Source organism: Bacillus sp. FSL W8-0102 (assembly GCF_038007225.1).
In the GTDB taxonomy this organism is placed as follows: Bacteria; Bacillota; Bacilli; order Bacillales; family DSM-4216; genus Bacillus_O; species Bacillus_O smithii.
Map to the genome: position 1 here is coordinate 429,887 of NZ_JBBOWT010000001.1, position 23,053 is coordinate 452,939.

Sequence of the window (23,053 nt, forward strand, 5' to 3'; positions counted from 1 at the left end):
TGAAAACGAGGGATTATGATGGGATTGTTTAAGAAAATGTTCTTTCATAAAGGCAAAAAGAACAAACAGAAAAAACAGGTGAGCAAAAAACAAGAGCAATTAGGACAATCCAAAAATGTGCCAAAAGGAGATATAGAGAAATCGCTTGCGACCAATATAGATGTCATCAAAGAAACAACGGGCAACAGCAGCGATATCATTGTTCGTGTCATCAAAATGGGTCAGGAAGCGGATGTCACAGCTGCCATTATTTATACGGAAGGGCTTGTAGACGATCGGACGGTAAAAGACTTTTTGATAGAATCGGCCATGAAAGATACGAACGAACAAAATTTGGAAAACCCGAAGTTAGCGCTTCAGGTATTGAAAGAAAAAATTTTACCGATCGGAGAAGTGAAGGAATTAGATTGTTGGGAAGATTTGTTTACCAATTTAATGACGGGACAAACGATCATCCTGGTAGATGGCGTTTCTAAAGCGTTAACGGCTAATACAAGAGGAGGGGAAAAGCGGCAAATATCGGAGCCGGTTACGGAAATTTCCATTCGCGGGCCGAAGGACAGTTTTACGGAAACGATCCGAACAAACAGTGCCTTAATCAGAAAAAGAATTAAAAATCCGAATCTATGGCTGGAATCCATGAAAATTGGCAAAGTGACGCAGACAGATGTGGCGATTATGTATATTAAAGGAATTGTCAATGAAAAAGTGGTAGAGGAAGTCAGGATAAGGTTAAAGCGGATCAATATCGATAGTATTCTGGAGACTGGCTACATAGAACAGCTGATTGAGGACAAAACGTTTACTACTTTTCCAACGTTGTTTCATACCGAAAGACCGGATGTGGCGGCGGCTAATTTATTGGAAGGAAGAGTAGCGATATTGGTGGATGGCACACCATATGTCCTCTTGGCGCCGGCCGTTTTTATCCAGTTTTTTCAGGCGGTGGATGATTATTATGGCAGGTTTGATCTTAGTTCTGCCCTCCGTTTTTTACGAGTGCTGATTTTTTTTATTTCTCTCGTAGGTCCGGCTATCTATATTGCAGCGACTACTTTTCATCAGGAAATGATACCGACCCTTCTTGTGATTGCGCTGGCAGCACAGCGTGAATCGGTTCCTTTTCCGGCGTTTGTGGAAGCAATGATTATGGAAGTAACGTTTGAAATTTTGCGTGAGGCCGGGGTAAGGCTTCCGCGGGCAATCGGACAAACGGTATCGATTGTGGGGGCGATTGTCCTTGGCCAGTCAGCGGTTCAAGCAGGATTTGTATCGCCGGCTATGCTCATTGTCGTTTCGATTACAGCGATTGCCAATTTTGCGACCCCTGCTTATTCTATTGCGATATCGGCGCGATTGATTCGTTTTATTATTATGGTGATGGCGGCGACATTCGGGTTTTACGGCTGCTTGATGGGAATATTGGTGATGGTGATTCATCTATGCAGCCTTCGCTCATTTGGGGTGCTGTATATGACTCCGCTTGCTCCTTTTATACCGGCTAATTTTGGCGACACAGTAGTTCGCAAGCCAATCTGGGAATTTAAAGAGAGACCATGGCTCATTAGCCAATCGAACATTACAAGAGCGGGTGAACATCAGCGGCCGCAGCCGCCGGATCATTCCTATTCTCAGAAAGAGAATGAAAAAGGTGAAAAAAATGATTCGTAAGCGGTCCTTATTGTTCATGATAGTATGTGTGCAACTTCTCCTTTCGGGGTGTTGGAGCAAGCGTGAACTGACCGATCTGGCGTTGGTGTTGGCACTCGGCATCGATATGACGAAGGATGGAAAATATGAGGTCAGCATGCAAATTGTCAATCCCGGAAATGTGGCCGGGGCTGTCCAGCAAGGTGGCGGAGGAGGACAAGGACTGCCGATAGTCGTGTATCATCAAAAAGGTGATAACATCGTTGAAGCTGCCAGAAAAGCTTCTACAATGATTTCAAGGCGTTTGTACTTTTCTCATACGAATATGCTCGTAATAGGAGAAAAAGTGGCTAAAAAAAATATACCTGTTATACTGGAAGCCATCGAAAGAGACCAACAATTTCGAAACACAACGACAATGGTGGTTGCAAAAGGAACAAAGGCGCAGACCATTTTAGAAACTTTGACGCCAATTGATAAAATTCCCGCTGATCAAATTCGCAAAACGCTGACGACTTCCGAGTCAATATGGAGTGAAACTTTCCCAACCAAAATTGCTGATGTCATTCAACAATTGATTTCCCCGGGAAAACAACCGGTCATTCCGGGGATCAGGCTGATCCTTAACAGTGAACAAAAGAGGACGATGGAAAACCTGCAAAGAACAAATCCGATGAGTAATATCGAAATAAGCGGATTCGCCATGATTAAAGATGGAAAACTAAAAAAATGGGTGTACGGCAAAACAGCGCGAGGAGTAACCTGGTCGCTGGGAAAGATGAGGGCCACGAGTGTAAGCGTCGATTGGGGTGGAAGAAAAAAGGCCCTTTCCTATGAAGTGATTCGGGACAAAACAAAGCTGACAGCCAAAGTGAAAAACGGAAAACCGGTAGGGTCCGTCTTGGTGAAAGTGGAAGGCGATATTGGAGAAATGTTCGTTCCGGTTGATATCACGAACTTACGAGTCATACAAAAAATTGAAAGACAAACCAATAGAGAAATTGAAAGAGAAATTGAGCGAGCGATCAAAATCGCTCAACGGAACCACACGGATATTTTTGGCTTTGGCGATGCGATCCATAGGCACGATCCGAAGTTTTGGAAAAGGGTACACACGAAGTGGAGCGATGATTATTTCCCAACTATGAACATAAAGGTTGAAGTGAGGACGCACATACGGCGTTCAGAATTGCGGACAAAATCATTCCTGTCCACTATTAAGGAAGAAAAAAGGCGGTGATCCATGAATGGAGAAGGCAAAAATAGACGGCCTTCAGTTATTCATTCTCATCTTTCTATTTGAAATGGGAAGTGCCATTGTCCTCACTTTAGGAGTCCAGGCTAAGCAAGATGCTTGGATGACGATATTAGGTGGGTTGTTGGGAGGATTGCTTTTATTTCTTGTCTACCATCGCCTTTATCTGTATTTTCCCGACAAGTCTCTGGCCACTTATGCACAAGACCTTTTAGGGACGTTTGTAGGGAAAGTGATCGGCTTTGTCTATTGCATTTATTTTCTTTATTTAGCAGCAAGAGTGCTGCGCGATTTCGGGGAATTAGTGGCAACATTTGCCTATCCCGAGACACCTGTGTTGATTATTAATGCCATTATGATGGCGACCATTTTATATGGCCTGAACAAAGGAATAGAAGTGATTGCGAGAACGAGCGAATTATCCTTTGTGGCTCTTTATTTGCTGGCGATTTCGGGCTTTGTATTGGTGGTCATTTCCGGTTTAATCAAACTGGAGAATTTACAGCCGATGCTGGAAAACGGGATTCGGCCTGTGTTGAAAACAATCGTTACGCAAACCATGTATGTACCATTTGGCGAAATCGTTGTTTTCACCATGTTGCTGCCGTATTTAAACAAGCCCGAAAAAGGAAAGATCATTGGATTAACGGCGATTACGCTCAGTGGAATTAATTTAACCATCGTAAGTGTCGTCAACATCGCCGTGCTGGGGGTGGATGGTTTTTCAACGGCGACTTTTCCTCTGTTAGAAACCATCCAGCAAATCGAAGTGGCTGAATTTTTGGAACGACTGGATATCTTTTTTTTGATCGCATTAGTGATTGGCGGTTTTATTAAAGTTAGTCTGTTTCTCTATGCCGCCTCCATCGGGATTGCGGAAATTTTTCGGATCTCTGATTATAAAAAGCTATTGTATTTGCTGGTTCCGATCTTGATCATTGCATCGCTATCCATTGCCGATAATTTTTTTGAGCACATGAAAGAGGGGCTGGATTTAGTTCCCCTCGTTTTACACTTGCCACTTCAAGTCGTCATTCCTATTTTTTTACTCATCATTGCCTTTCTTAAAAATAGAAAAAAAACAAAAAAATAAGCAAGCAACAGAACGATGATGTATAAAATTTTGTGTAAAGCATTTTACTAGATCAAAAGAAAAAAGGTAGGGTATTCTCTGATTGGACCAAAAATCTTAGAGAAAGGAGTACCCTACCTATGTCTAAAAGAAGTATACCGAATGTCGACTGGGCAAATCAACTGGAAAGTGTCATTCGTCAGTTTGTAAAGGAAAAATTAGAACTGATCATGCGGGAAGAAATCAAGAATTTCCTCGAAATAGAGCAGGCCGGAACATCGAATATGAGAAACGGCTACTATCAACGAAATCTAGATACGCAATATGGCCGGATTGAAGGTCTTTTGGTCCCTAGAGACCGAAACGGAGAATTTCAAACCCAATTGTTCGCTCCTTACCAACGCCATACGGGCTGGCTCGAGGAAGCCATCATCAAGATGTATCAAAGTGGTATGAGTACGCGTGAAATTGGCAAGTTTATTGAACGAATTTTAGGCAAGGCCTATTCTCCTTCAACGATCAGTCGTATGACCGATATCGTGAAAGAAGACATTGAGAAATGGCACAAACGTCCCCTGCACAAACGTTATTCTGTCTTATATTTAGACGGCTTGTATGTAAAACTTCGTCGCGATACCGTGGAGAAAGAAGTGGTTTATGTGGTGTTAGGGGTGAACGAAGAAGGATATCGCGAAATTCTTGATTTCTTTGTGGGAGGACAAGAAAGCGCCTATGTATGGCAGGAAATTCTTCAACACCTCTACCAAAGAGGCGTCAAGGAAGTGCTTCTTGGCGTCTTCGATGGCCTTCCGGGGCTGGAGGAAGCCTTTAAGGCGGTGTATCCGAAAGCCGATGTGCAGCGCTGTGTCGTGCACAAAGTCCGCAACACCCTAAATCGTGTTCGGAAAAAAGATCAATTTGAAGTGGCAGAGGATCTCAAACTGATTTATCGCGCACCGAATAAGGAGATGGCGTTACAGATGTTTCAACAGTTTGAGTCGAAATGGTCGAACAAGTATCCGAGAGAAGTTCAATCTTGGGCCAATGAGTTGGATGTCCTCCTTACATTTATGGATTATCCAAGCAGTATTCGAAGTGTGATTTACACGACCAATGCCATTGAACGAACGATCAAAGAGATTCGGAAACGTCTAAAGCCGATGAACAGTTTGAGTAGTTTAGAAGCCGCTGAAAAAATCGTGTATTTGACGATTCAAGATTTTAACGAGAAATGGGCAGGAAGAAAGTTACGAGGATTTGCCGAAGCGCATGAAGCTCTTCAACGAATGTTTGAAGAACGTTATTGTTAACCAAATATTGTAAATAAACAAAATAAGGGGATTCTCCCTTTCCACGCAAGAGACTGAATATTCAGTCTCTTGTGTGGAGAAAATCAGTCCCCTATCAATTCAAATCCATTTCAGAGAAACCCTACCCCATTTACATTACACAAAATTCTTGACGGTACCAACAGAACAAACGGGAAAGGATTCAGCGGAATCGTGAAGATTGGCTTCTTTGCGCTGAGTATTGAATTTCTTTATGGAAAAGAAAAATTTATGCTTAAAAGAGTGATCAATGCCATTGATTGCTTTTATTTTTTATCCATTTTCTTTGAATCGAAACGAAAATTTGTTCGCATATAATTGGTGAAGGGGAAGGGAATTGTGGTAGAATGAGTTATAACCAGATAAAGGATTGTCTATCACCGTTCACCTTATGTGATCGTTTATATACACGAAACAGCCATTAAGGAAGAAATTCTTCTTTTCGGCTGATAAATGCTGTCAATATAGGGGGGATCTTGCGAGTGGAAAATCGCTTCGAACTTGTTTCGAAATATCGTCCGCAAGGCGATCAGCCGAAAGCCATTCAACAGCTGGTAAAAGGAATACGGGAAGGAAAGAAGCATCAAACGCTTCTTGGTGCAACAGGAACAGGCAAAACGTTCACGATTTCGAATGTAATTAAAGAAGTGAATAAACCGACATTGGTCATCGCTCATAATAAAACGTTAGCCGGCCAATTATACAGTGAGTTTAAAGAATTTTTTCCGAATAATGCAGTGGAATATTTCGTCAGTTATTACGACTATTATCAACCGGAAGCGTATGTGCCGCAGACGGATACGTATATAGAAAAAGATTCCAGCATCAATGATGAAATTGACAAATTGCGGCACTCTGCCACTTCCGCTCTGTTTGAACGACGAGATGTCATTATCATTGCCAGCGTCTCCTGCATTTACGGTTTAGGTTCGCCGGAAGAATACCGGGATTTGGTCGTGTCTTTGCGTGTTGGTATGGAGATGGAGCGGGACCACCTTCTCCGTCGACTTGTGGATATCCAATACGAGCGCAATGACATTAACTTTCAGCGTGGGACCTTTCGTGTACGCGGCGATGTAGTCGAAATATTCCCCGCTTCCCGGGATGAGCACTGTATCCGAGTTGAGTTTTTTGGAGATGAAATCGACCGCATCCGCGAAGTCAATGCACTGACAGGAGAAATTCTTGGCGAACGGGAACATGTGGCTATCTTCCCTGCTTCTCACTTCGTCACAAGAGAAGAAAAAATGAAGATGGCCATTCGCAATATTGAAATCGAACTGGAAGAACGTTTAAAAGAGCTGAGAGATCAAGGAAAACTGCTGGAAGCGCAAAGACTGGAGCAGCGAACTCGATATGATTTGGAAATGATGAGAGAGATGGGATTTTGTTCCGGAATCGAAAACTATTCCCGTCATTTGGCGTTAAGACCGCCGGGCTCCACTCCATATACGCTTCTTGATTATTTTCCGGATGATTTTTTAATCGTGGTCGATGAATCGCATGTGACATTACCGCAAATTCGTGGAATGTTCAACGGGGATAGAGCAAGAAAGCAAGTCCTGGTGGATCACGGTTTCCGGCTGCCGTCTGCTTTGGACAACCGTCCTTTAACGTTTGAAGAGTTTGAGAAGCATATTAACCAAATTGTGTACGTATCAGCTACTCCGGGTCCTTACGAGATGGAACATTGCCCGGAAATGGTGGAACAAATCATCCGGCCGACCGGTTTGCTGGATCCGACCATCGATGTCCGCCCGATCGAAGGACAAATTGATGATTTGCTTGCCGAAATTCAAGAAAGAACGAAGAGAAATGAACGAGTGCTTGTGACCACTTTAACAAAGAAAATGGCAGAAGACTTGACGGATTATTTGAAAGAAGTCGGCATAAAAGTGCAATACTTGCATTCGGAAGTAAAGACGTTGGAACGGATTGAAATCGTCCGCGATTTACGACTCGGAAAATTTGATGTACTGGTCGGGATCAATTTATTAAGAGAAGGATTGGATATTCCGGAAGTTTCTCTTGTGGCGATTTTGGATGCCGACAAGGAAGGATTTTTGCGTTCGGAACGATCTTTAATTCAAACGATAGGCCGCGCCGCTCGAAATGCAAACGGCCACGTTATCATGTACGCCGACCATATTACCGATTCGATGGAAAAAGCCATTTCGGAAACCCAACGACGCCGTGCCATTCAGGAAGCGTACAATAAGGAGCATGGAATTACTCCCAAAACGATTCAAAAAGGCATTCGCGATGTCATTCGAGCTACTTATGCTGCGGAAGAACAAGAAACGTACGAAAAATCTCCCAAGAAAAAACTATCTGCGGAAGAAAAGAATCGTTTGATTGCCAGTCTCGAAACAGAAATGAAAGAAGCAGCCAAAGCACTAGACTTCGAACGTGCTGCCCAGCTGCGTGATGCGATTTTAGAGTTAAAAGCGGAAGGATGACCATCATGGGAAAAGATCAAATCATTGTTAAAGGAGCACGAGCCCATAATCTGAAAAATATTGATGTCACCATTCCAAGAGATCAATTGGTTGTCTTAACCGGGCTATCGGGTTCTGGAAAATCTTCTTTGGCGTTCGATACGATCTATGCGGAAGGCCAAAGAAGGTATGTTGAATCTTTGTCTGCTTATGCACGCCAGTTTCTCGGACAAATGGACAAGCCGGATGTAGACGCCATCGAGGGGCTGTCGCCGGCTATTTCCATTGATCAAAAAACGACCAGTCGAAATCCCCGCTCCACTGTGGGAACCGTAACCGAAATATACGACTATTTGCGGCTGTTATTTGCCCGTATCGGCCATCCGATTTGCCCTAACCATGGCATCGAAATTACTTCTCAAACGATTGAACAAATGGTGGACCGCATTATGGAATATCCTGAACGGACGAGGCTGCAAATCCTTGCTCCAGTGGTATCCGGGAAAAAAGGAACGCATGCCAAAACGCTGGAGAATATGAAGAAACAAGGGTATGTACGTCTTCGCGTCGATGGGGAAATGCGGGATGTGGAGGAAGACATCCAATTAGACAAGAATAAAAAGCATTCGATTGAAGTGGTGGTAGACCGCATTGTCGTAAAAGACGGAATTCATTCCCGCTTGGCCGATTCTTTAGAAGCTGCGCTGAAACTAGGGGAAGGAAAAGTCATTATCGACGTCATCGGACAAGAAGAACTGTTATTCAGTGAACATCATGCATGTCCGTATTGCGGTTTTTCGATCGGCGAATTGGAGCCGCGCATGTTTTCGTTTAACAGTCCATACGGTGCCTGTCCGACTTGCGACGGATTAGGGTCCAGGTTAAAAGTGGACGTTGATCTTGTCATTCCGGATTGGAATTTGAGTTTGCGCGAGAACGCGATTGCACCTTGGGAACCTACCAGCTCTCAATATTACCCGCAGCTTTTAAAGGCGGTGTGCGATCATTACGGCATTGATATGGATATACCCGTCAAGGATATACCGAAACCGCTTTTAGACAAAATTTTATATGGATCAGATGGTGAGAGCATTTATTTTCGCTACGTGACCGATTTCGGCCAAGTCAAGGAGAATTATATCGAGTTTGAAGGCGTGATCCCGAACGTTGAGCGCCGTTATCGAGAGACGACATCTGATTATATACGCGAGCAAATGGAAAAATACATGGCTCATCAAAAATGCCCGACTTGCAAAGGGCATCGTTTAAGGAAAGAGGCCTTGGCTGTCAAAATCGGCGGTCTTCATATCGGAGAAGTCACTCAATTTTCCATTAAGGAAGCGAAAAAGTTTTTTGAAAATCTCACATTGACGGAAAAGGAAAAGAAAATTGCCCATTTGATTTTGCGTGAGATCAGCCAGCGGCTTGGTTTTCTGGATAATGTCGGCCTCGATTATTTGACGTTAAGCCGTGCGGCCGGAACGCTTTCAGGCGGTGAGGCGCAGCGTATTCGTTTAGCCACTCAGATCGGTTCTCGACTGACGGGAGTTTTATATATATTGGATGAACCATCTATTGGTCTGCATCAGCGTGACAATGATCGATTAATCGAGACGCTGAAAGAAATGCGGGACATAGGCAACACATTAATCGTTGTAGAACATGACGAAGATACGATGTTAGCCGCCGATTATTTAATCGATGTCGGGCCGGGAGCAGGCGTCCATGGAGGAGAGATCGTATCAGCGGGCACGCCTGAGGAAGTGATGAAAGATCCTAACTCGCTTACGGGCCAATATTTATCCGGGAAAAAGTTTATTCCGCTGCCGCGGGAACGGCGAAAACCGGATGGTCGTTTTATTGAAATAATAGGAGCAAAAGAAAACAATTTAAAAAATGTGAAAGTGAAGTTTCCGTTAGGCGTATTTATCGCTGTCACCGGCGTGTCGGGATCCGGAAAAAGCACCCTTGTCAATGAGATTCTTTACAAGGCGCTTGCTCATAAGCTGTACCAAGCAAAACAAAAGCCGGGTCAGCATAAAGAAGTGAAAGGCATTGAACATTTGGATAAAGTGGTCGAAATTGACCAATCCCCTATTGGACGCACTCCGCGATCCAATCCGGCCACCTATACAGGCGTTTTTGATGATATCCGCGATGTGTTTGCCCGAACAACGGAAGCAAAGATGCGCGGATATAAGAAAGGACGTTTCAGCTTTAATGTGAAAGGCGGACGCTGTGAAGCTTGCCGCGGGGATGGCATTATCAAAATCGAAATGCATTTCCTTCCGGATGTCTATGTTCCTTGCGAAGTTTGCCATGGAAAGAGATACAACAGGGAAACGCTCGAAGTGAAATACAAAGGAAAAAACATTGCAGATGTATTGGATATGACGGTGGAAGATGCGCTTGAATTCTTTGAAAACATTCCGAAAATCAAGCGTAAACTGCAGACGATTGCTGATGTCGGTCTCGGCTATATCAAACTGGGGCAGCCAGCTACCACATTGTCGGGAGGGGAAGCACAGCGTGTCAAGCTTGCCTCCGAATTGCATCGCCGTTCTACCGGAAGAACGTTTTATATTTTGGACGAGCCGACGACAGGATTGCATGTGGATGATATTGCAAGGCTTCTAAAGGTCCTTCAGCGGCTTGTGGAAAACGGTGATACGGTGCTTGTAATTGAACATAACCTGGATGTGATCAAAACAGCCGATTATATTATTGACTTAGGACCTGAAGGCGGCGATAAAGGCGGTACGATCGTGGCTACCGGAACGCCTGAAGAAGTGGCTGAGGTGGAACAATCGTATACTGGAAAATATTTAAAGAAAATTTTAAAACGCGACCAGGAGCGTATAAAACAAAAAATAGCTGAACACGAACATGCGACTTCTTAATCAAAACAGCGGAAGGGTGCTCCCTTCCGCTGTTTTGATACTGGTATAGATAACTAGACGGATAAAAGGTAATATAAAGATGTAAACGCTTTAATTTCCTTCGGCTGATAAAAAAAGGGGGATGTTAGATGCGAGTCGTAAAAGTAGCCAACTATGAGGAAATGAGTCAAAAAGCTGCGGATTGTATCATCCGTCAAGTGAAAGAAAAACCTGATTCGGTTCTCGGGCTGGCCACGGGTGGAACAGTGACTGGAACGTATCAATTATTGGCAAAAGACCATCAGAAGAACGGAACGAGTTACCGACAGATTTTAACGGTTAATTTGGATGAATATATTGGAATAAGCCCTGAACACGAGCAAAGCTACCATTTTTATATGAAAAAAAGGCTGTTTGATCATGTCCAAATTCCGCCTGAAAACACCTATTTGCCTGATGGACAAGCGGAAGATCTTGAAGAAGAATGCAAAAGGTATGACAAGCGGATCGAAAGTCTTGGCGGCATTGATCTGCAGCTTCTTGGCATCGGTGTGAATGGCCATATCGGTTTTAACGAACCGGGTACGCCTTTTGATTCCAAAACCCATATTGTTGAACTGTCGGAATCGACCCGAAAGGCTAATGCGAGATTTTTCAACACCCTTGAGGAAGTTCCGAAGAAAGCTATTACGATGGGAATAGAAACGATCATGAAGAGTAAGAAGATTTTACTGTTAGCTTCCGGATTGAAAAAAGCGCCTATTATTCGCAAACTTTTTCATGAGGGAATAACGGAAGAGATTCCTGCTTCTGTTTTAAAAAAACATGAGAATGTGGTGCTGATTGCGGATGAAGAAGCGCTTTCTCTTGTTGATCCTGTATGGGTGGAGACGGAGGCTTAAACAGTTTTAAATAACTTATAAAAAGTTATAAAATTTTTATTGACTTTATAATTTTTCATGCTATATTTAATTTAAGGAGGAATATAGCATGAGATATTATAGCATTCATGAATTTTCCAAATTAATCAATCGAACGCCACAAACTTTAAGAAATTGGGACAAAAGTGGAAAATTAAAACCACATCATACTGGCTCAAACGGCTATAGATATTATTCTCACGATCAACTTAAAGAGGTACTTGGTATTAAAGAAACCAGTCAAAAAGTGGTTGGTTATTGCAGAGTTTCTTCTAATAAACAAAAAGATGATTTGCAAAGACAAGTTGAAAATATGAAAAAATATTTAGAATCGTTAAATGTTGAATATGAAATCATTCAAGACATTGGTAGTGGGATTAATTACAAGAAAAAAGGTTTGCGTCAACTAATCAAAATGATAAATAACAAAGAAGTAGATAAAATAGTAGTATTCCATAAAGATAGGCTTCTTAGATTTGGTTTTGAATTGGTTGAGTATATGGCAAACCTTAATGGGTGTGAGATTGAAGTTTTAGATAGCACTGAAAAAACAGATGAACAAGAACTTGTAGAAGATTTAATACAGATTGTTACAGTATTTAGTTGTAGATTACAAGGAAAACGTGCTAATAAAACTAGAAAGTTAGTAGATGAATTAATTGAGGAAAATGAGGAGTTGCTAAATGATAAAGTCAATAAAAGTGATGTTGAAACCAAATAATAAGCAAAAAACTAAATTATTTCTATATGCGAATACAGCTAGATTTGCTTATAATTGGACAATTGCAAAGCAACAAGAAAATTATCAAAATGGTGGTAAATTCATCAATGATTCAACTTTGAGAAAACAGTTTACTCAAATGAAAAATCTTGATGAATTTAATTGGCTGAATAATGTAAGTAATAATGTAACGAAACAAGCTATTAAAGATGCTTGTGATGCTTACAAACGATTTTTTAAAGGACTATCAAAATATCCAAAATTTAAGAGTAAAAAGAAATCTACACCCAGTTTTTATCAAGACAATGTGAAAATTAAATTCACAAAAACACATGTAAAAGTAGAAGGATTTGCTTCAAGTAAGAAGTCGAATAAACAAAAGATAAATTGGATTCGATTAGCAGAAAAAGGACGTATTCCATTTGGTGAAAATGTTAAGTATATGAATCCTCGATTTACATTTGATGGTTTGAATTGGTGGGTATCTGTTGGGATAGAAACAGATAGTGGTTATTCTCCTTCAAAAACAGAAGGAATAGGTATTGACTTAGGAATAAAAGATTTAGCTGTTTGTTCTGATGGTAAAGTTTATGGAAATATTAATAAAACAAAAAGAATTAGGCAATTAGAAAAGAAAAAGCGCAGGTTGCAACGTAAAATTTCAAGAAAACTGTAGTTGAGCAATTTTAATTACAATAATTACCATGTAAAAGAGACAAACAGGGTACCCCTTATGCCACGTGGAGCTGTTTTTTCACGGTATCAATGGGAATATTTTGTTTCGCTGCACGGTAAATGAACTCCACGAGGCTATGTCCTTTTCTCTTGCGCAGAAGATCGAGCCCATCAGAAAAATCGCTGTTCGACTCGAACATGCTGTACACGTAAGCAAGCTGCACCAAGATCCAGTAGCGTTTCACCGCCCGACGTCCGCGAACGCGGTATCCATCGAGTTTCAGCTGGTCTTTCGCTTGACGGAAAAAACATTCGATCGACCAACGCTGGGCATAGTAGCGCAAGATCTCTTCATCGCTTAGATCCCGGTCGGTGCTCAAGACGCAGTGAAGATGTTCCGATGTCATCGGCTGATCGGCTTTCCAAGCGAGCAGCACCACGGCATCATCGAGACCTTTGAGAGAGCCTTCGTAGCGATAAACCCGATAACGCTCTTCTCCCACCGTGACGAGGTGAGTGTCTTTCGGTTCGATGTAGCGGGCAAACTCCCTCACCTGAACCGCAATGCCTTTTGGATAAAGAAGCCGATTGGCCTTGAGCATTGCGATTACGTGGAATCCCTTTTTCAGACAAGCTTCCACGAGCGTTTGCGATGGATACCAAGAGTCCATCAGCACATAAACAGGACGGTGTACATCCAAAGAAGAAAGCATCTCGATCGCGAGTTCCCCCTTGCTTTTCCCAGCCGCCTTGTCGTAGAGGCGGAACGCAAAGGGAAAAGCCTGGGTCATCGTATGAACCATGAGCCAAACGAGAGAATGTCCCCAGATCGACTTTTTCTCTGTGTGAGAATAGTGCCAATCACACCCTTGAATGGCGTGCGTTGCCTGTGACGAAGGCTTGGTTTTTTGGCAAATCGTATCATCGATCGAAACAAAAAGGGGTTGATTCTCCTGTTTGGCGATGCGTTCGACACGACGAAGCATCCACTGTTGAAGTTTGCGAAGCAGCGTCTCTTCATCCCAAGGGCTTTTCGTGAAAAAATGGCTGAGTGTCGTGCGGTGGTTCGGATGAAAGCTCCAATGATGAAGATCGGTCAATGTTCCCGCAAATCCTTTGGTGGTCAGCGCATCCACGATATGAACGAGATGCTTCATGACAGGTTTTGAAAAATAAAGTGCCAACCCCAACATCGTGAAAAACTTGTGGATTCCTTGATGATGTGCTAATCTATTCATGAGACATGAACCTCCTTGTGAATAGTTTTGGTGACACATCTATTCTAATCAAGGAATCGGGTTCATGTCTCTTTTTTTGTTTGGTTGTAAATTTATGTTAGCGAATTTGCTCATCTATAGAAGAAAATATGAAAAAGGAAGGGAGGGAAACCGTTACAGGAAAACCAACAACATTATAAAAAGTGAAAAGCAACTTTTAAAAGTTTCACGAAGACTAACGAATATTCGTCATAACTACATACATCAAATCACTTCTGAAATCGTAAACAGAAAACCAATGTTTATTGTTTTAGAAGATTTGAATGTAAAAGGTATGATGAAAAATAAACATTTAGCTGAATCTGTTCAACAACAATGTTTCCATGAATTTAGAAGACAAATTGAATACAAGTCGAATTGGAATAATATTCGCTTCATTTTGGCTGATAGATGGTTTCCAAGTTCTAAGTTGTGTTCTTGTTGCGGAAAAGTTAAAAAAGACTTGAAGTTATCTGATAGAATTTTTGAGTGCGAATGTGGAAATATTATTGATCGAGATTATCAAGCGTCTATTAATCTTAAAATATATGGTGAAAATGTTTTAGAATCTGCATCTTAACAATGCAAGTTAATACAGATATGTACCGATTCGTTAGTCGGGAATTTACGACTTTGGAGTGTTACACCAAATGCAAGTAGCGATCTGTTTAATAGATAGACGTGAAAGCAGACACGATGAAGAAGTAATGAAACATAAAAGTTGTAGGAAATTATAACTTTTTATAAGTTTTCTGTAACGGACAAAAAGTCGTACTGCGGAAACAAGGACCAATTCAGCGGGGAGATGCTCTTTTCTTAGAAATTCAATAGCATTCGCCAAGAATCGAAACCCCTATGGGACGATGAAAAATCGTTCCGTAGGGGTTTTCTTTTTCCTTGAGTACATATGGGAAAGATGACCGCTTTGCAAAACTCATATTGACTTGAGATTGAGTGTTGAATACGGCGCAGCACGAAAGTTAGTTGATCCATTTTTTGAAAAATTTAAACGGTTGAGCGTTCAACGAGTGTATAAGACATTTCCTTTTGAGAAATACGGGTGCCATCGCATGCCTGGCGAAACAAACTTCTTCCCATTTCTGAAAGCGGGATGTCGATCGTAGTCATATTCATCAAATAGGAAATGGGTTGATTATTAAAACCGATGATCGCTAATTGTTCAGGAACAGAAATGCCTTTTTGTTGGCATTGAAGAAGCGCACCTGCAGCTACTTCGTCGCTGGTGATCACTAAAGCAGACGGAGGCTCCGACATTTTTGAAATGCGTTCTATGATATCCACTCCGTCCTCAAGAACGAGGCAGTGGTCAAAGACATAATCCTTTTTATATGGTTCGTTGATGTTTTTTAAAAAATCACGGTAAGCGCGAAGTCTTTGGTGACTGTTCGTTCCGGAAGTTCTCCCGATGCTGATGCCAATTTTTCGGTGGCCTTTTTGGTGCAGAAAATCGAGTGCTGCTTGAAAACATTGATAATGATGAATAAAAGTGCAAGAAATAGGTTTTTTTCGAGCGTCTTCGCATAAAACGATTGTCCCGTATTGTTGATATTCTTCAATCCATTCCCAGCTTCCCGCCCGCGAACAAATAATCAAGGCGTCAATTTGCTTATATTTCAACATTTTGAGCGCTTCCAGTTCCCGTGGGGGTTCATAATTGGTTTGGAACAAGACTAGCTGATGATTTTGAGTGATTGCCTCATCTGCAATCCCCTCCATCAACTGTCCGAAGTAAGGGTGATTCAAAAACGGAACAGCCACTCCAATCAAATTCGTCTTGCCTTTGCTTAAATGCACGGCATTGATATTCCGATGATAATGGGATTTTTTAATGGCTTCGAGCACGGCAGCCCTTTTTGCTTCGCTTACATAGGGATGGTGGTTCAGAACACGGGAAACCGTTGTGACGGAAACACCCGCCATTTTGGCTATATCTCTGATATTGGTCATGAATCAATGCTCCTCCCTCCGTAAAATCGCTCTTGCTTTGAAACGCGTTTCATCCATTAACGTTATAGATGAAAGGGGAGATGTAGAAATGGGTTTGTTATCATTGATCATGATGTGTGGTTCTATTCTTATTTTAACATCCATTGCAGTCAAGGTAGGCGAGAATAACGGATACAGAGAAGAGAAAAATGAAAAAGATCCATTTAGTTATTTGTTTCGTGTGTATGAGAAAGAAAAAAACGATGATTGAAAAGAATATTTTCGATTAAAGCCGTTTAGTTTCGTTTTGACGCCATTTTTCCCAAACGCTCTTATTCCATATGAAACTTGTTTTGTTCTTTTTTCGTATGCATAATGAAAGATGTGGGGACTGTGATCATTGTGGAATCCAATCATCGAAAGTCGGATAAAAACGCTTTTTCGTTGAATAATAATAGTAATGAGCAAATTAATGAGGAAAGAAGGGTTTACGAGTGAAAAGATTATTTCGTTCCCGCATAGACCGCAAGTTGGCGGGAGTGCTTGGCGGAATTGCCCAAATGTTGGGAGTCGACTCCACCATTATTCGGGTTTTGTTTATTATCTTGTTGTTTCCAACAGGCTTTTTTCCATTAGCGATTACTTATTTGCTATTGATGTTTGTCATGCCTAATGAAGAGGATGTTTATAGATGAGATGGCTGTTAGGCATTGTCATCAATGCGGTTTTATTTGTGGCTTTGGCTGGTTGGTTTCAGGGGTTTCACGTTTCCGGCTTTGGAGCGGCATTTGTGGCCAGCCTCATTCTTTCCATATTGAATATGTTAGTCCGACCGATCTTGATTATTTTGACATTACCGATTACGATCTTGACACTTGGTCTTTTTTTAATTGTGATCAACGCCATGACGCTGTTATTAACCGATGCGATTATGGGAGATGCTTTTGATGTATCCGGTTTTGGTTTGGCGCTCCTTGTTGTCATCATTATGTCCATTTTCAATTTAGTGGTTCAACGGGTACTGTTTGAGAAAGACTAAAAAAGCGTGCTGAAAAAGCCGTTTTGCTTTTCCAGCACGCTTTTTGGGATTCGATTAATTAAATGTCCGTTTTACGGGACAAGAAAAAGCGATATTTACTGTTCGTAGGCGATTTCCCCTCGACATAAAGTCATTTGTACTTCGTATTGTGGATTGAATACGACGATATCGGCATCTTTCCCAACGGCAAGACTGCCTTTGCGATCAAATACTTTCAGTTCTTTTGCCGGATTCGTCGAAGCTAATCGAACGGCTTGGAAAAGCGAAAGCTTCGTAAAGCGAATGATATTTTGAATGGAGTCTTTCATTTTTAAAATGCTTCCGGCTAACGTGCCGTCTTCCAAAACGGCTTTTCCGTCTCGAACAATCACATCTTGCCCGCCTAAATCGTAGCGTCCGTTTTTAAGACATTTGGCTCGCATCGAATCCGTAATTAAGACGATTTTTTCTTCTCCTTTCATACGGACCGCTAAGTCGATCATTTCTGGACGGACGTGGACTCCATCTGCGATAAGCTCCGCTGTTAGCTGATCCAGAAGAAGGGCAGCGCCGGCAGTCCCCGGTTCACGATGGTGCATTCCTTTCATAGTGTTAAATAGATGGGTGACATGGCTTGCTCCAGCTTCTGCTGCCTTCACAACCTCTTCGTATGAAGCATCCGTATGGCCGATGGAAGCAATCACATCATGATCGACCAAGTAGGAAATGAGTTCAGAAGCATTTTCGATTTCGGGAGCCAGTGTCACTAGCTTGATGGCGTTGTCCGCAAGATCTTGCCATTTTTGAAATTGGTCAATACTTGGTTTTAAAATGTATTTTTTGGGTTGAGCGCCGTTATGCTTTTCATTGATAAAGGGGCCTTCTAGGTGGATGCCGAGTACTTCTGCTTTTCCGGGAATGTTATGTTTTTTTCTGTATTCGGCGACATTCCGGATGGCTTTTTCAATGTTTTCCGGGCTTTGTGTGATCGTGGTAGCCAGAAAGCTGGTCGTTCCTTCTTTTGGAAGGGCAGAAGCCATCGTCGTTATAGCCTCCGGAGTGGCATCCATTGTATCAGCACCGTTGGCACCGTGAATATGGACATCAATAAACCCTGGCGAAAGAAAGGACTCATGATGCAAATCGATCACTTTTTCTCCGGGAGAGGATATATATTCCGTCATCTTTCCGATACACGTAATTTTTCCGTTTTCAATGGTTAAAAATCCGTCTTGGAGAATGTCGTGTTCCAATAAGATGTTTGCTTGAATAAAGGTAAGTTTGTTTTCCATAGCAATCGCCTTTCTATTACTTAAAGTAATATTGAGATGGACTTGATGGATTCTCTTTATTTTTATTTTAGCTGCTTTTTAAATGGGATGTTTTTTATGATCGTAATGAGATTCAATCCTTTATCTTTAAGGTCATTAAGACAACAGAAATTTTTTATTAAAATGGTCAATTCTTATGGATGTAAAGAGAATTCATGTATCCGTATTTAATCATAACACGAAGAAAGCTTATTTTCACACCGTCCTCAGTGTCTCTTCATTTATGAATGTAAAGTATGCCCCGATAGACGTTTCTTCACTTTTTCTAAAATGAATTGGTAAACGGAAATCATTCTGTTGACGATGGGTTCAAAAAATCCGGAGCATTTTGAAACCACAGCGGCGACTATCACGGATACGATCATACTTCCCACTACATCAAATGGATAATGGTGACCTACCCAAACACGCGAAAGTCCTGTTAAAAAGGCAAATATGATCATAGGTATGCCCAATCGACGATGTCGAATCCACATGGCAATGGAGATGGCAAATGCCCCCGTTGCATGATCGCTCGGAAAAGAAGCGTCCGCTGCATGAGGAACAAGAAGATGAACATGATGGGTCACAAACGGACGCGGTTCATAATAAACCAATGTAATCAGATAATTTCCAAGCAAGGCTAAGATTCCCGTTCCTCCGGCGTAGAGCACACTTTTTTTATACGTGGTGTTCCCTATCATCCAAATGGCTAATAATACGATGGCATATACAAAAAGGGCATCGTTCGTGAAGAATATCATCACATCATCTAGTATCCGATTATGTCCTGAAAGACCATGGATTTTTTGAAATAATTCGTAGTTCATAAAAAATCCCTCTCCTCTATTCTAAAGTTGGTGGATCTTGTTTACATATATCTTTTTTCCATATGTTTTTATATAAGAAGCGTACGATCAAAGCCAGCGCTATGAACAAAGCAGCATATCCTACAGGTCGAATATAAGCTTGAGCCATTTCCCAATGTTTCCCCAGCTTGAATCCAATAAGAGTCAACCCAATGTTCCAAGGTACGCAGCCAAGGAAAGTAAAGAAAATAAATTTTTGAACGTCCATTTTCGTGATGCCGGCGGGTAAGGAGATAAACGTACGAATAAACGGCATCATTCTTCCAAACAACGTTGCCCAACTCCCGTATTTTTGGAACCAATAATCCGCTTGTTCTAAGTGTTTATATTGAAAGAGAATATATTTTCCATATTGGATAATAAATCGACGTCCTCCGTATTTCCCTGCCCAATACGCGAAAATAGACCCCGCCAAGTTTCCTAAAACCCCTGCTATTATGACTAGCCAGAAGTGTAAAGTGCCTTTAGCGGCCAGGAATCCTCCAAATAGCATAATGACTTCGCTTGGCAGAGGAATGCACATGCTTTCGATCATCATAGCGATAAAAATTCCCCAATGTCCCAGCGTGGAAATCAGCTCAGTCGCTGTATTTTCTAAAATCAGAGTCAGCTGATGCAGCATGATAAGCCTCCTTTAAAGAATCATTCACAGAACAAATGACCGTATGCTGCCGTAAAAAGTTCGATTTTGATCGTTTTGGATAAACATCATGAGGTGATTGTGGTCATTAACGATGTTTTTGAAAAATTTTTGCAGTTTTTTTCAATCGGTGGAAAAGGATGCGGAGGGGAATAGACCAAAATGTCAGAAGGCTAATCATTTGTGTTCAAAAGGAGTGGTCTATACCATTGAAGGTAGTAGAGCATCTAAGCTGTTTGAGCAGTTTAGTTCCGAAAGAAAACGTGCTACAATAAAGTGAAACTTCCATCCGTGGTAGACGGATGGTTAGTTGAACCAATCGGGCATATAGGGGCAGTTATACCCGACTGAGATTCCATCTCATCATCCAATCCCAGAAAAGGGGATTTACTGCCCCTTCATGCGGGATAAAGTGAAACTTCCATCCGTGGTAGACGGATGGTTAGTTGAACTAATCGGGCATATAGGGGCAGTTGTCCCCAATGAAAATTCCATCTTACCATCCAATCCCAGAAAAGGGGATTTACTGCCCCTTCATGCGGGATAAAGTGAAACTTCCATCCGTGGCACACGGATGGTTAGTTGAACTAATCGGGCATATAGGGGCAGTTATACCCGACCGAGATTCCATCTCATCATCCAAACTCGAAATTTTAGGGATGTACTGCCCCTTCATGCGGGATAAAGTGAAACTTCCATCCGTGGTACACGGATGGTTAGTAGAACCAATCGGGCATATAGGGGCAGTTGTCCCCAATCGAGATTTTATCTTACCATTCAATCTTGGGGAGGGTGACTTACTGCCCCTTCATGCGGGATAAAGTGAAACTTCCATCCGTGGTACACGGATGGTTAGTAGAACCAATCGGGCATATAGGGGCAGTTATACCCGACCGAGATTCCATCTCATCATCCAAACTCGAAATTTTAGGGATGTACTGCCCCTTCATGCGGGATAAAGTGAAACTTCCATCCGTGGCACACGGATGGTTAGTAGAACCAATCGGGCATTTAGGGGCAGTTGTCCCCAATGAAAATTCCATCTTACCATCCAATCCCAGAAAAGGGGATTTACTGCCCCTTCATGCGGGATAAAGTGAAACTTCCATCCGTGGTAGACGGATGGCTAGTAGAATCGGGCATTCTACGATGATCCGTTGACTGGTCGAAATCGGCTGTAAGGAGGATGCAATATGGCAAAAGTTCGGGCTAAAGACATTTTGGATGAATTTCATCTTGAATTAATCAGCGGTGAAGAAGGAATCCACCGGCCGATTACTACAAGCGATATTTCACGGCCGGGATTAGAGATGGCCGGGTACTTCAACTATTATCCAGCTGAACGCGTTCAATTGCTGGGCATGACAGAATTGTCTTTTTTCCAAAGATTAGACGATGATGCAAGACGAATTCGAATGGAAAAACTGTGTGCGGATGTCACACCGGCGATTATCATCTCCCGCAATCTTGATGTTCCTCCGGAATTGATTGAAGCTTCTGAACGATATGCTGTTCCGGTGATGCGCTCAAAAATGAAAACGACGCGCCTGTCCAGCAGATTAACCAACTTTTTGGAAAGCAGGCTGGCGCCTACGACGGCTGTACATGGAGTGCTGGTGGACGTTTATGGTGTGGGAGTGTTAATTACAGGACAGAGCGGTGTAGGGAAAAGTGAAACGGCATTAGAATTGGTGAAGCGGGGACATCGTCTCGTGGCAGATGACTGCGTGGAAATTCGCCAGGAAGATATGGATACTCTTGTCGGAAGTTCCCCGGAATTAATTGAACATTTGCTGGAAATCCGCGGTTTAGGGATTATCAATGTGATGACTTTATTTGGGGCCGGAGCGGTCCGCAGCTTCAAACGGATCTCTTTAAATATTCATTTGGAAACGTGGGATGCGGCGAAAGATTATGACCGTTTAGGGCTTGAAGAAGATAAATTAAAAATTATTGATACGGAAATTACCAAGATCACGCTGCCGGTTCGGCCGGGAAGAAACCTTGCTGTTATTATCGAAGTCGCAGCGATGAATTTCCGGCTCAAACGGATGGGAGTTAATGCCGCCAAAGATTTTACGGAAAAACTTGCCAGCGTGATCAGTGAACATGAAAACTTGCCGGAAGACGGAAATTTTGGAGGCTATTAATGGAGAAAATAGCGGCAAAGGAGTGAGTATATGCATTACCCTTTAAATCCGATTGCATTCCATTTGGGGCCTATTGGGGTGCACTGGTATGGGATCATTATCGGAACGGGCATTATTCTTGGATTAAATTTGGCCATGAGAGAATCGAAAAGGCTTGGCATGAATAAAGATTTATTTGCTGATTTGCTGATTTGGGCGATCCCGATCGCCATTCTTTGTGCCCGCATTTACTATGTTCTTTTTGAATGGAGCTATTATTCGGCTCATCCCGATGAGATCATCCAAATTTGGAATGGCGGGATCGCCATTCATGGAGCGTTAATCGGAGCGATTCTGACGGCCGTTGTTTTTGCACGCAAACGAAATGTATCCTTTTGGAAACTGGCTGATATCGCCGCACCCAGCATTATTCTGGGCCAGGCAATCGGACGCTGGGGAAACTTTATGAATCAGGAAGCGCATGGGGGAGAAGTGACAAGATCGTTTTTGGAGAGCCTTCATCTGCCCGATTTTATTATTAACCAGATGTACATTGATGGAGCCTATTATCATCCGACGTTTTTATATGAATCGATTTGGGATATCCTCGGATTTGTCGTGTTATTGCTGCTCCGCAAGCTGAATCCGCGGAGAGGGGAAATCTTTCTGTCTTATTTAATCTGGTATTCAATTGGCCGCTTGTTTATCGAAGGGCTCCGGACAGACAGTTTAATGTTGACGCAACATCTGCGTATGGCTCAAGTGGTATCGTTTGTACTAATCGTCCTCGGCATCGTCCTGATTTTCGTTAGAAGAAAGCTTGGATATGCGAAGAGCCGATATAATGAGAAGGAGTCATGATGCAGGCACAATGATGATCCGGTCTAAAACATGGGGGGAATGATGGCTTTAGAGTCATCAGGGAGAAAAAATTGAATAGATTCCA

Annotated in this window: 22 protein-coding genes; 17 read left to right on the forward strand and 5 right to left on the reverse strand. The window is 42.2% G+C overall.

Translation table 11 applies throughout. The features are described 5' to 3' along the window. The first annotated feature begins 36 nt into the window (after positions 1-36). The 9 genes from N1I87_RS02110 (at position 37) to N1I87_RS02150 (ending at position 12,939) form a co-directional block, all read left to right on the forward strand. Positions 37-1,671 carry a spore germination protein gene (locus N1I87_RS02110; protein ID WP_341103264.1) on the forward strand — a complete coding sequence of 545 codons (1,635 nt, stop codon included), beginning with the start codon at positions 37-39 and terminating at the stop codon, positions 1,669-1,671. Further along, the gene (locus N1I87_RS02115; RefSeq protein WP_341100449.1) at positions 1,661-2,890 is read left to right on the forward strand and encodes a Ger(x)C family spore germination protein; all 1,230 of its coding nucleotides are present in this window, start codon (positions 1,661-1,663) and stop codon (positions 2,888-2,890) included. The genes N1I87_RS02110 and N1I87_RS02115 overlap by 11 nt, the downstream gene beginning before the upstream one ends. A gap of 7 nt (positions 2,891-2,897) precedes the next feature. Then, positions 2,898-3,998 (forward strand): GerAB/ArcD/ProY family transporter, encoded by a 1,101-nt coding sequence (locus N1I87_RS02120; protein WP_341100450.1) that lies wholly within the window; start codon positions 2,898-2,900, stop codon positions 3,996-3,998. Between the two features lie 119 nt (positions 3,999-4,117). Then, complete coding sequence (locus N1I87_RS02125; RefSeq protein ID WP_341100451.1) at positions 4,118-5,287, forward strand: IS256 family transposase; 1,170 nt, start codon at positions 4,118-4,120, stop codon at positions 5,285-5,287. 500 nt (positions 5,288-5,787) lie between these two features. Next, on the forward strand, positions 5,788-7,764 hold the full coding sequence (gene uvrB / locus N1I87_RS02130; protein WP_341100453.1) for an excinuclease ABC subunit UvrB: 1,977 nt from the start codon (positions 5,788-5,790) through the stop codon (positions 7,762-7,764). 5 nt (positions 7,765-7,769) lie between these two features. Then, positions 7,770-10,643, forward strand: a complete 2,874-nt coding sequence (gene uvrA / locus N1I87_RS02135) for an excinuclease ABC subunit UvrA (protein WP_341100454.1) — start codon at positions 7,770-7,772, stop codon at positions 10,641-10,643. A 128-nt stretch (positions 10,644-10,771) separates the two neighbouring features. Further along, positions 10,772-11,524: a glucosamine-6-phosphate deaminase gene (nagB, locus tag N1I87_RS02140; protein ID WP_341100455.1), complete on the forward strand. Its 753-nt coding sequence runs from the start codon at positions 10,772-10,774 to the stop codon at positions 11,522-11,524. 88 nt (positions 11,525-11,612) lie between these two features. After that, entirely contained in the window at positions 11,613-12,263 is a 651-nt protein-coding gene (locus N1I87_RS02145) for an IS607 family transposase (RefSeq protein ID WP_270584269.1), read from the forward strand. Next, the gene (locus tag N1I87_RS02150) at positions 12,226-12,939 is read left to right on the forward strand and encodes an RNA-guided endonuclease InsQ/TnpB family protein (protein ID WP_341100456.1); all 714 of its coding nucleotides are present in this window, start codon (positions 12,226-12,228) and stop codon (positions 12,937-12,939) included. Before N1I87_RS02145 ends, N1I87_RS02150 begins: the two co-directional genes overlap by 38 nt. A gap of 55 nt (positions 12,940-12,994) precedes the next feature. Here the strand turns inward: N1I87_RS02150 and N1I87_RS02155 are convergent, their stop codons facing one another. Next, on the reverse strand, positions 12,995-14,176 hold the full coding sequence (locus N1I87_RS02155) for an IS701 family transposase (RefSeq protein WP_040037972.1): 1,182 nt from the start codon (positions 14,174-14,176) through the stop codon (positions 12,995-12,997). A 64-nt stretch (positions 14,177-14,240) separates the two neighbouring features. On the opposite strand from N1I87_RS02155, the gene N1I87_RS02160 reads away from it, so the two are divergent. Further along, positions 14,241-14,774, forward strand: a complete 534-nt coding sequence (locus N1I87_RS02160) for an RNA-guided endonuclease InsQ/TnpB family protein (RefSeq protein ID WP_341100457.1) — start codon at positions 14,241-14,243, stop codon at positions 14,772-14,774. A 425-nt stretch (positions 14,775-15,199) separates the two neighbouring features. Here N1I87_RS02160 and N1I87_RS02165 read toward each other — a convergent pair whose 3' ends face one another. After that, positions 15,200-16,162 carry a LacI family DNA-binding transcriptional regulator gene (locus N1I87_RS02165; RefSeq protein ID WP_341100459.1) on the reverse strand — a complete coding sequence of 321 codons (963 nt, stop codon included), beginning with the start codon at positions 16,160-16,162 and terminating at the stop codon, positions 15,200-15,202. An 88-nt stretch (positions 16,163-16,250) separates the two neighbouring features. Between N1I87_RS02165 and N1I87_RS02170 the strand changes: the two genes are divergently transcribed. From N1I87_RS02170 to N1I87_RS02180, 3 genes are all read left to right on the forward strand, one after another. Continuing rightward, the gene (locus tag N1I87_RS02170) at positions 16,251-16,412 is read left to right on the forward strand and encodes a hypothetical protein (protein ID WP_270583611.1); all 162 of its coding nucleotides are present in this window, start codon (positions 16,251-16,253) and stop codon (positions 16,410-16,412) included. Positions 16,413-16,635: 223 nt separating this feature from the next. Further along, complete coding sequence (locus N1I87_RS02175) at positions 16,636-16,836, forward strand: PspC domain-containing protein (protein ID WP_003353560.1); 201 nt, start codon at positions 16,636-16,638, stop codon at positions 16,834-16,836. Continuing rightward, entirely contained in the window at positions 16,833-17,180 is a 348-nt protein-coding gene (locus N1I87_RS02180; RefSeq protein ID WP_003353559.1) for a phage holin family protein, read from the forward strand. The genes N1I87_RS02175 and N1I87_RS02180 overlap by 4 nt, the downstream gene beginning before the upstream one ends. Before the next feature lie 95 nt (positions 17,181-17,275). On the opposite strand, the gene nagA is transcribed toward N1I87_RS02180, so the two are convergent. From nagA to N1I87_RS02195, 3 genes are all read right to left on the reverse strand, one after another. Further along, complete coding sequence (gene nagA, locus N1I87_RS02185; protein ID WP_341100460.1) at positions 17,276-18,451, reverse strand: N-acetylglucosamine-6-phosphate deacetylase; 1,176 nt, start codon at positions 18,449-18,451, stop codon at positions 17,276-17,278. A gap of 260 nt (positions 18,452-18,711) precedes the next feature. Beyond that, positions 18,712-19,299 (reverse strand): undecaprenyl-diphosphatase, encoded by a 588-nt coding sequence (locus N1I87_RS02190; protein ID WP_341100461.1) that lies wholly within the window; start codon positions 19,297-19,299, stop codon positions 18,712-18,714. A gap of 16 nt (positions 19,300-19,315) precedes the next feature. Further along, positions 19,316-19,960: a DedA family protein gene (locus N1I87_RS02195; RefSeq protein WP_341100462.1), complete on the reverse strand. Its 645-nt coding sequence runs from the start codon at positions 19,958-19,960 to the stop codon at positions 19,316-19,318. A gap of 500 nt (positions 19,961-20,460) precedes the next feature. Here N1I87_RS02195 and N1I87_RS02200 point away from each other — a divergent pair, with 500 nt between their 5' ends. The 4 genes from N1I87_RS02200 to lgt all read left to right on the forward strand — a co-directional run bounded on the left by N1I87_RS02200 (position 20,461) and on the right by lgt (position 22,968). Further along, complete coding sequence (locus N1I87_RS02200; RefSeq protein WP_341100464.1) at positions 20,461-20,799, forward strand: hypothetical protein; 339 nt, start codon at positions 20,461-20,463, stop codon at positions 20,797-20,799. Beyond that, a complete protein-coding gene (locus N1I87_RS02205; RefSeq protein WP_341100466.1) occupies positions 20,789-21,073 on the forward strand; it encodes a hypothetical protein in 285 nt (94 codons plus the stop codon). The genes N1I87_RS02200 and N1I87_RS02205 overlap by 11 nt, the downstream gene beginning before the upstream one ends. 98 nt (positions 21,074-21,171) lie before the next feature. Continuing rightward, a complete protein-coding gene (gene hprK, locus N1I87_RS02210; protein ID WP_048622593.1) occupies positions 21,172-22,128 on the forward strand; it encodes an HPr(Ser) kinase/phosphatase in 957 nt (318 codons plus the stop codon). Between the two features lie 30 nt (positions 22,129-22,158). Continuing rightward, complete coding sequence (gene lgt / locus N1I87_RS02215) at positions 22,159-22,968, forward strand: prolipoprotein diacylglyceryl transferase (RefSeq protein ID WP_341100468.1); 810 nt, start codon at positions 22,159-22,161, stop codon at positions 22,966-22,968. The last annotated feature ends 85 nt before the right edge of the window (positions 22,969-23,053 follow it).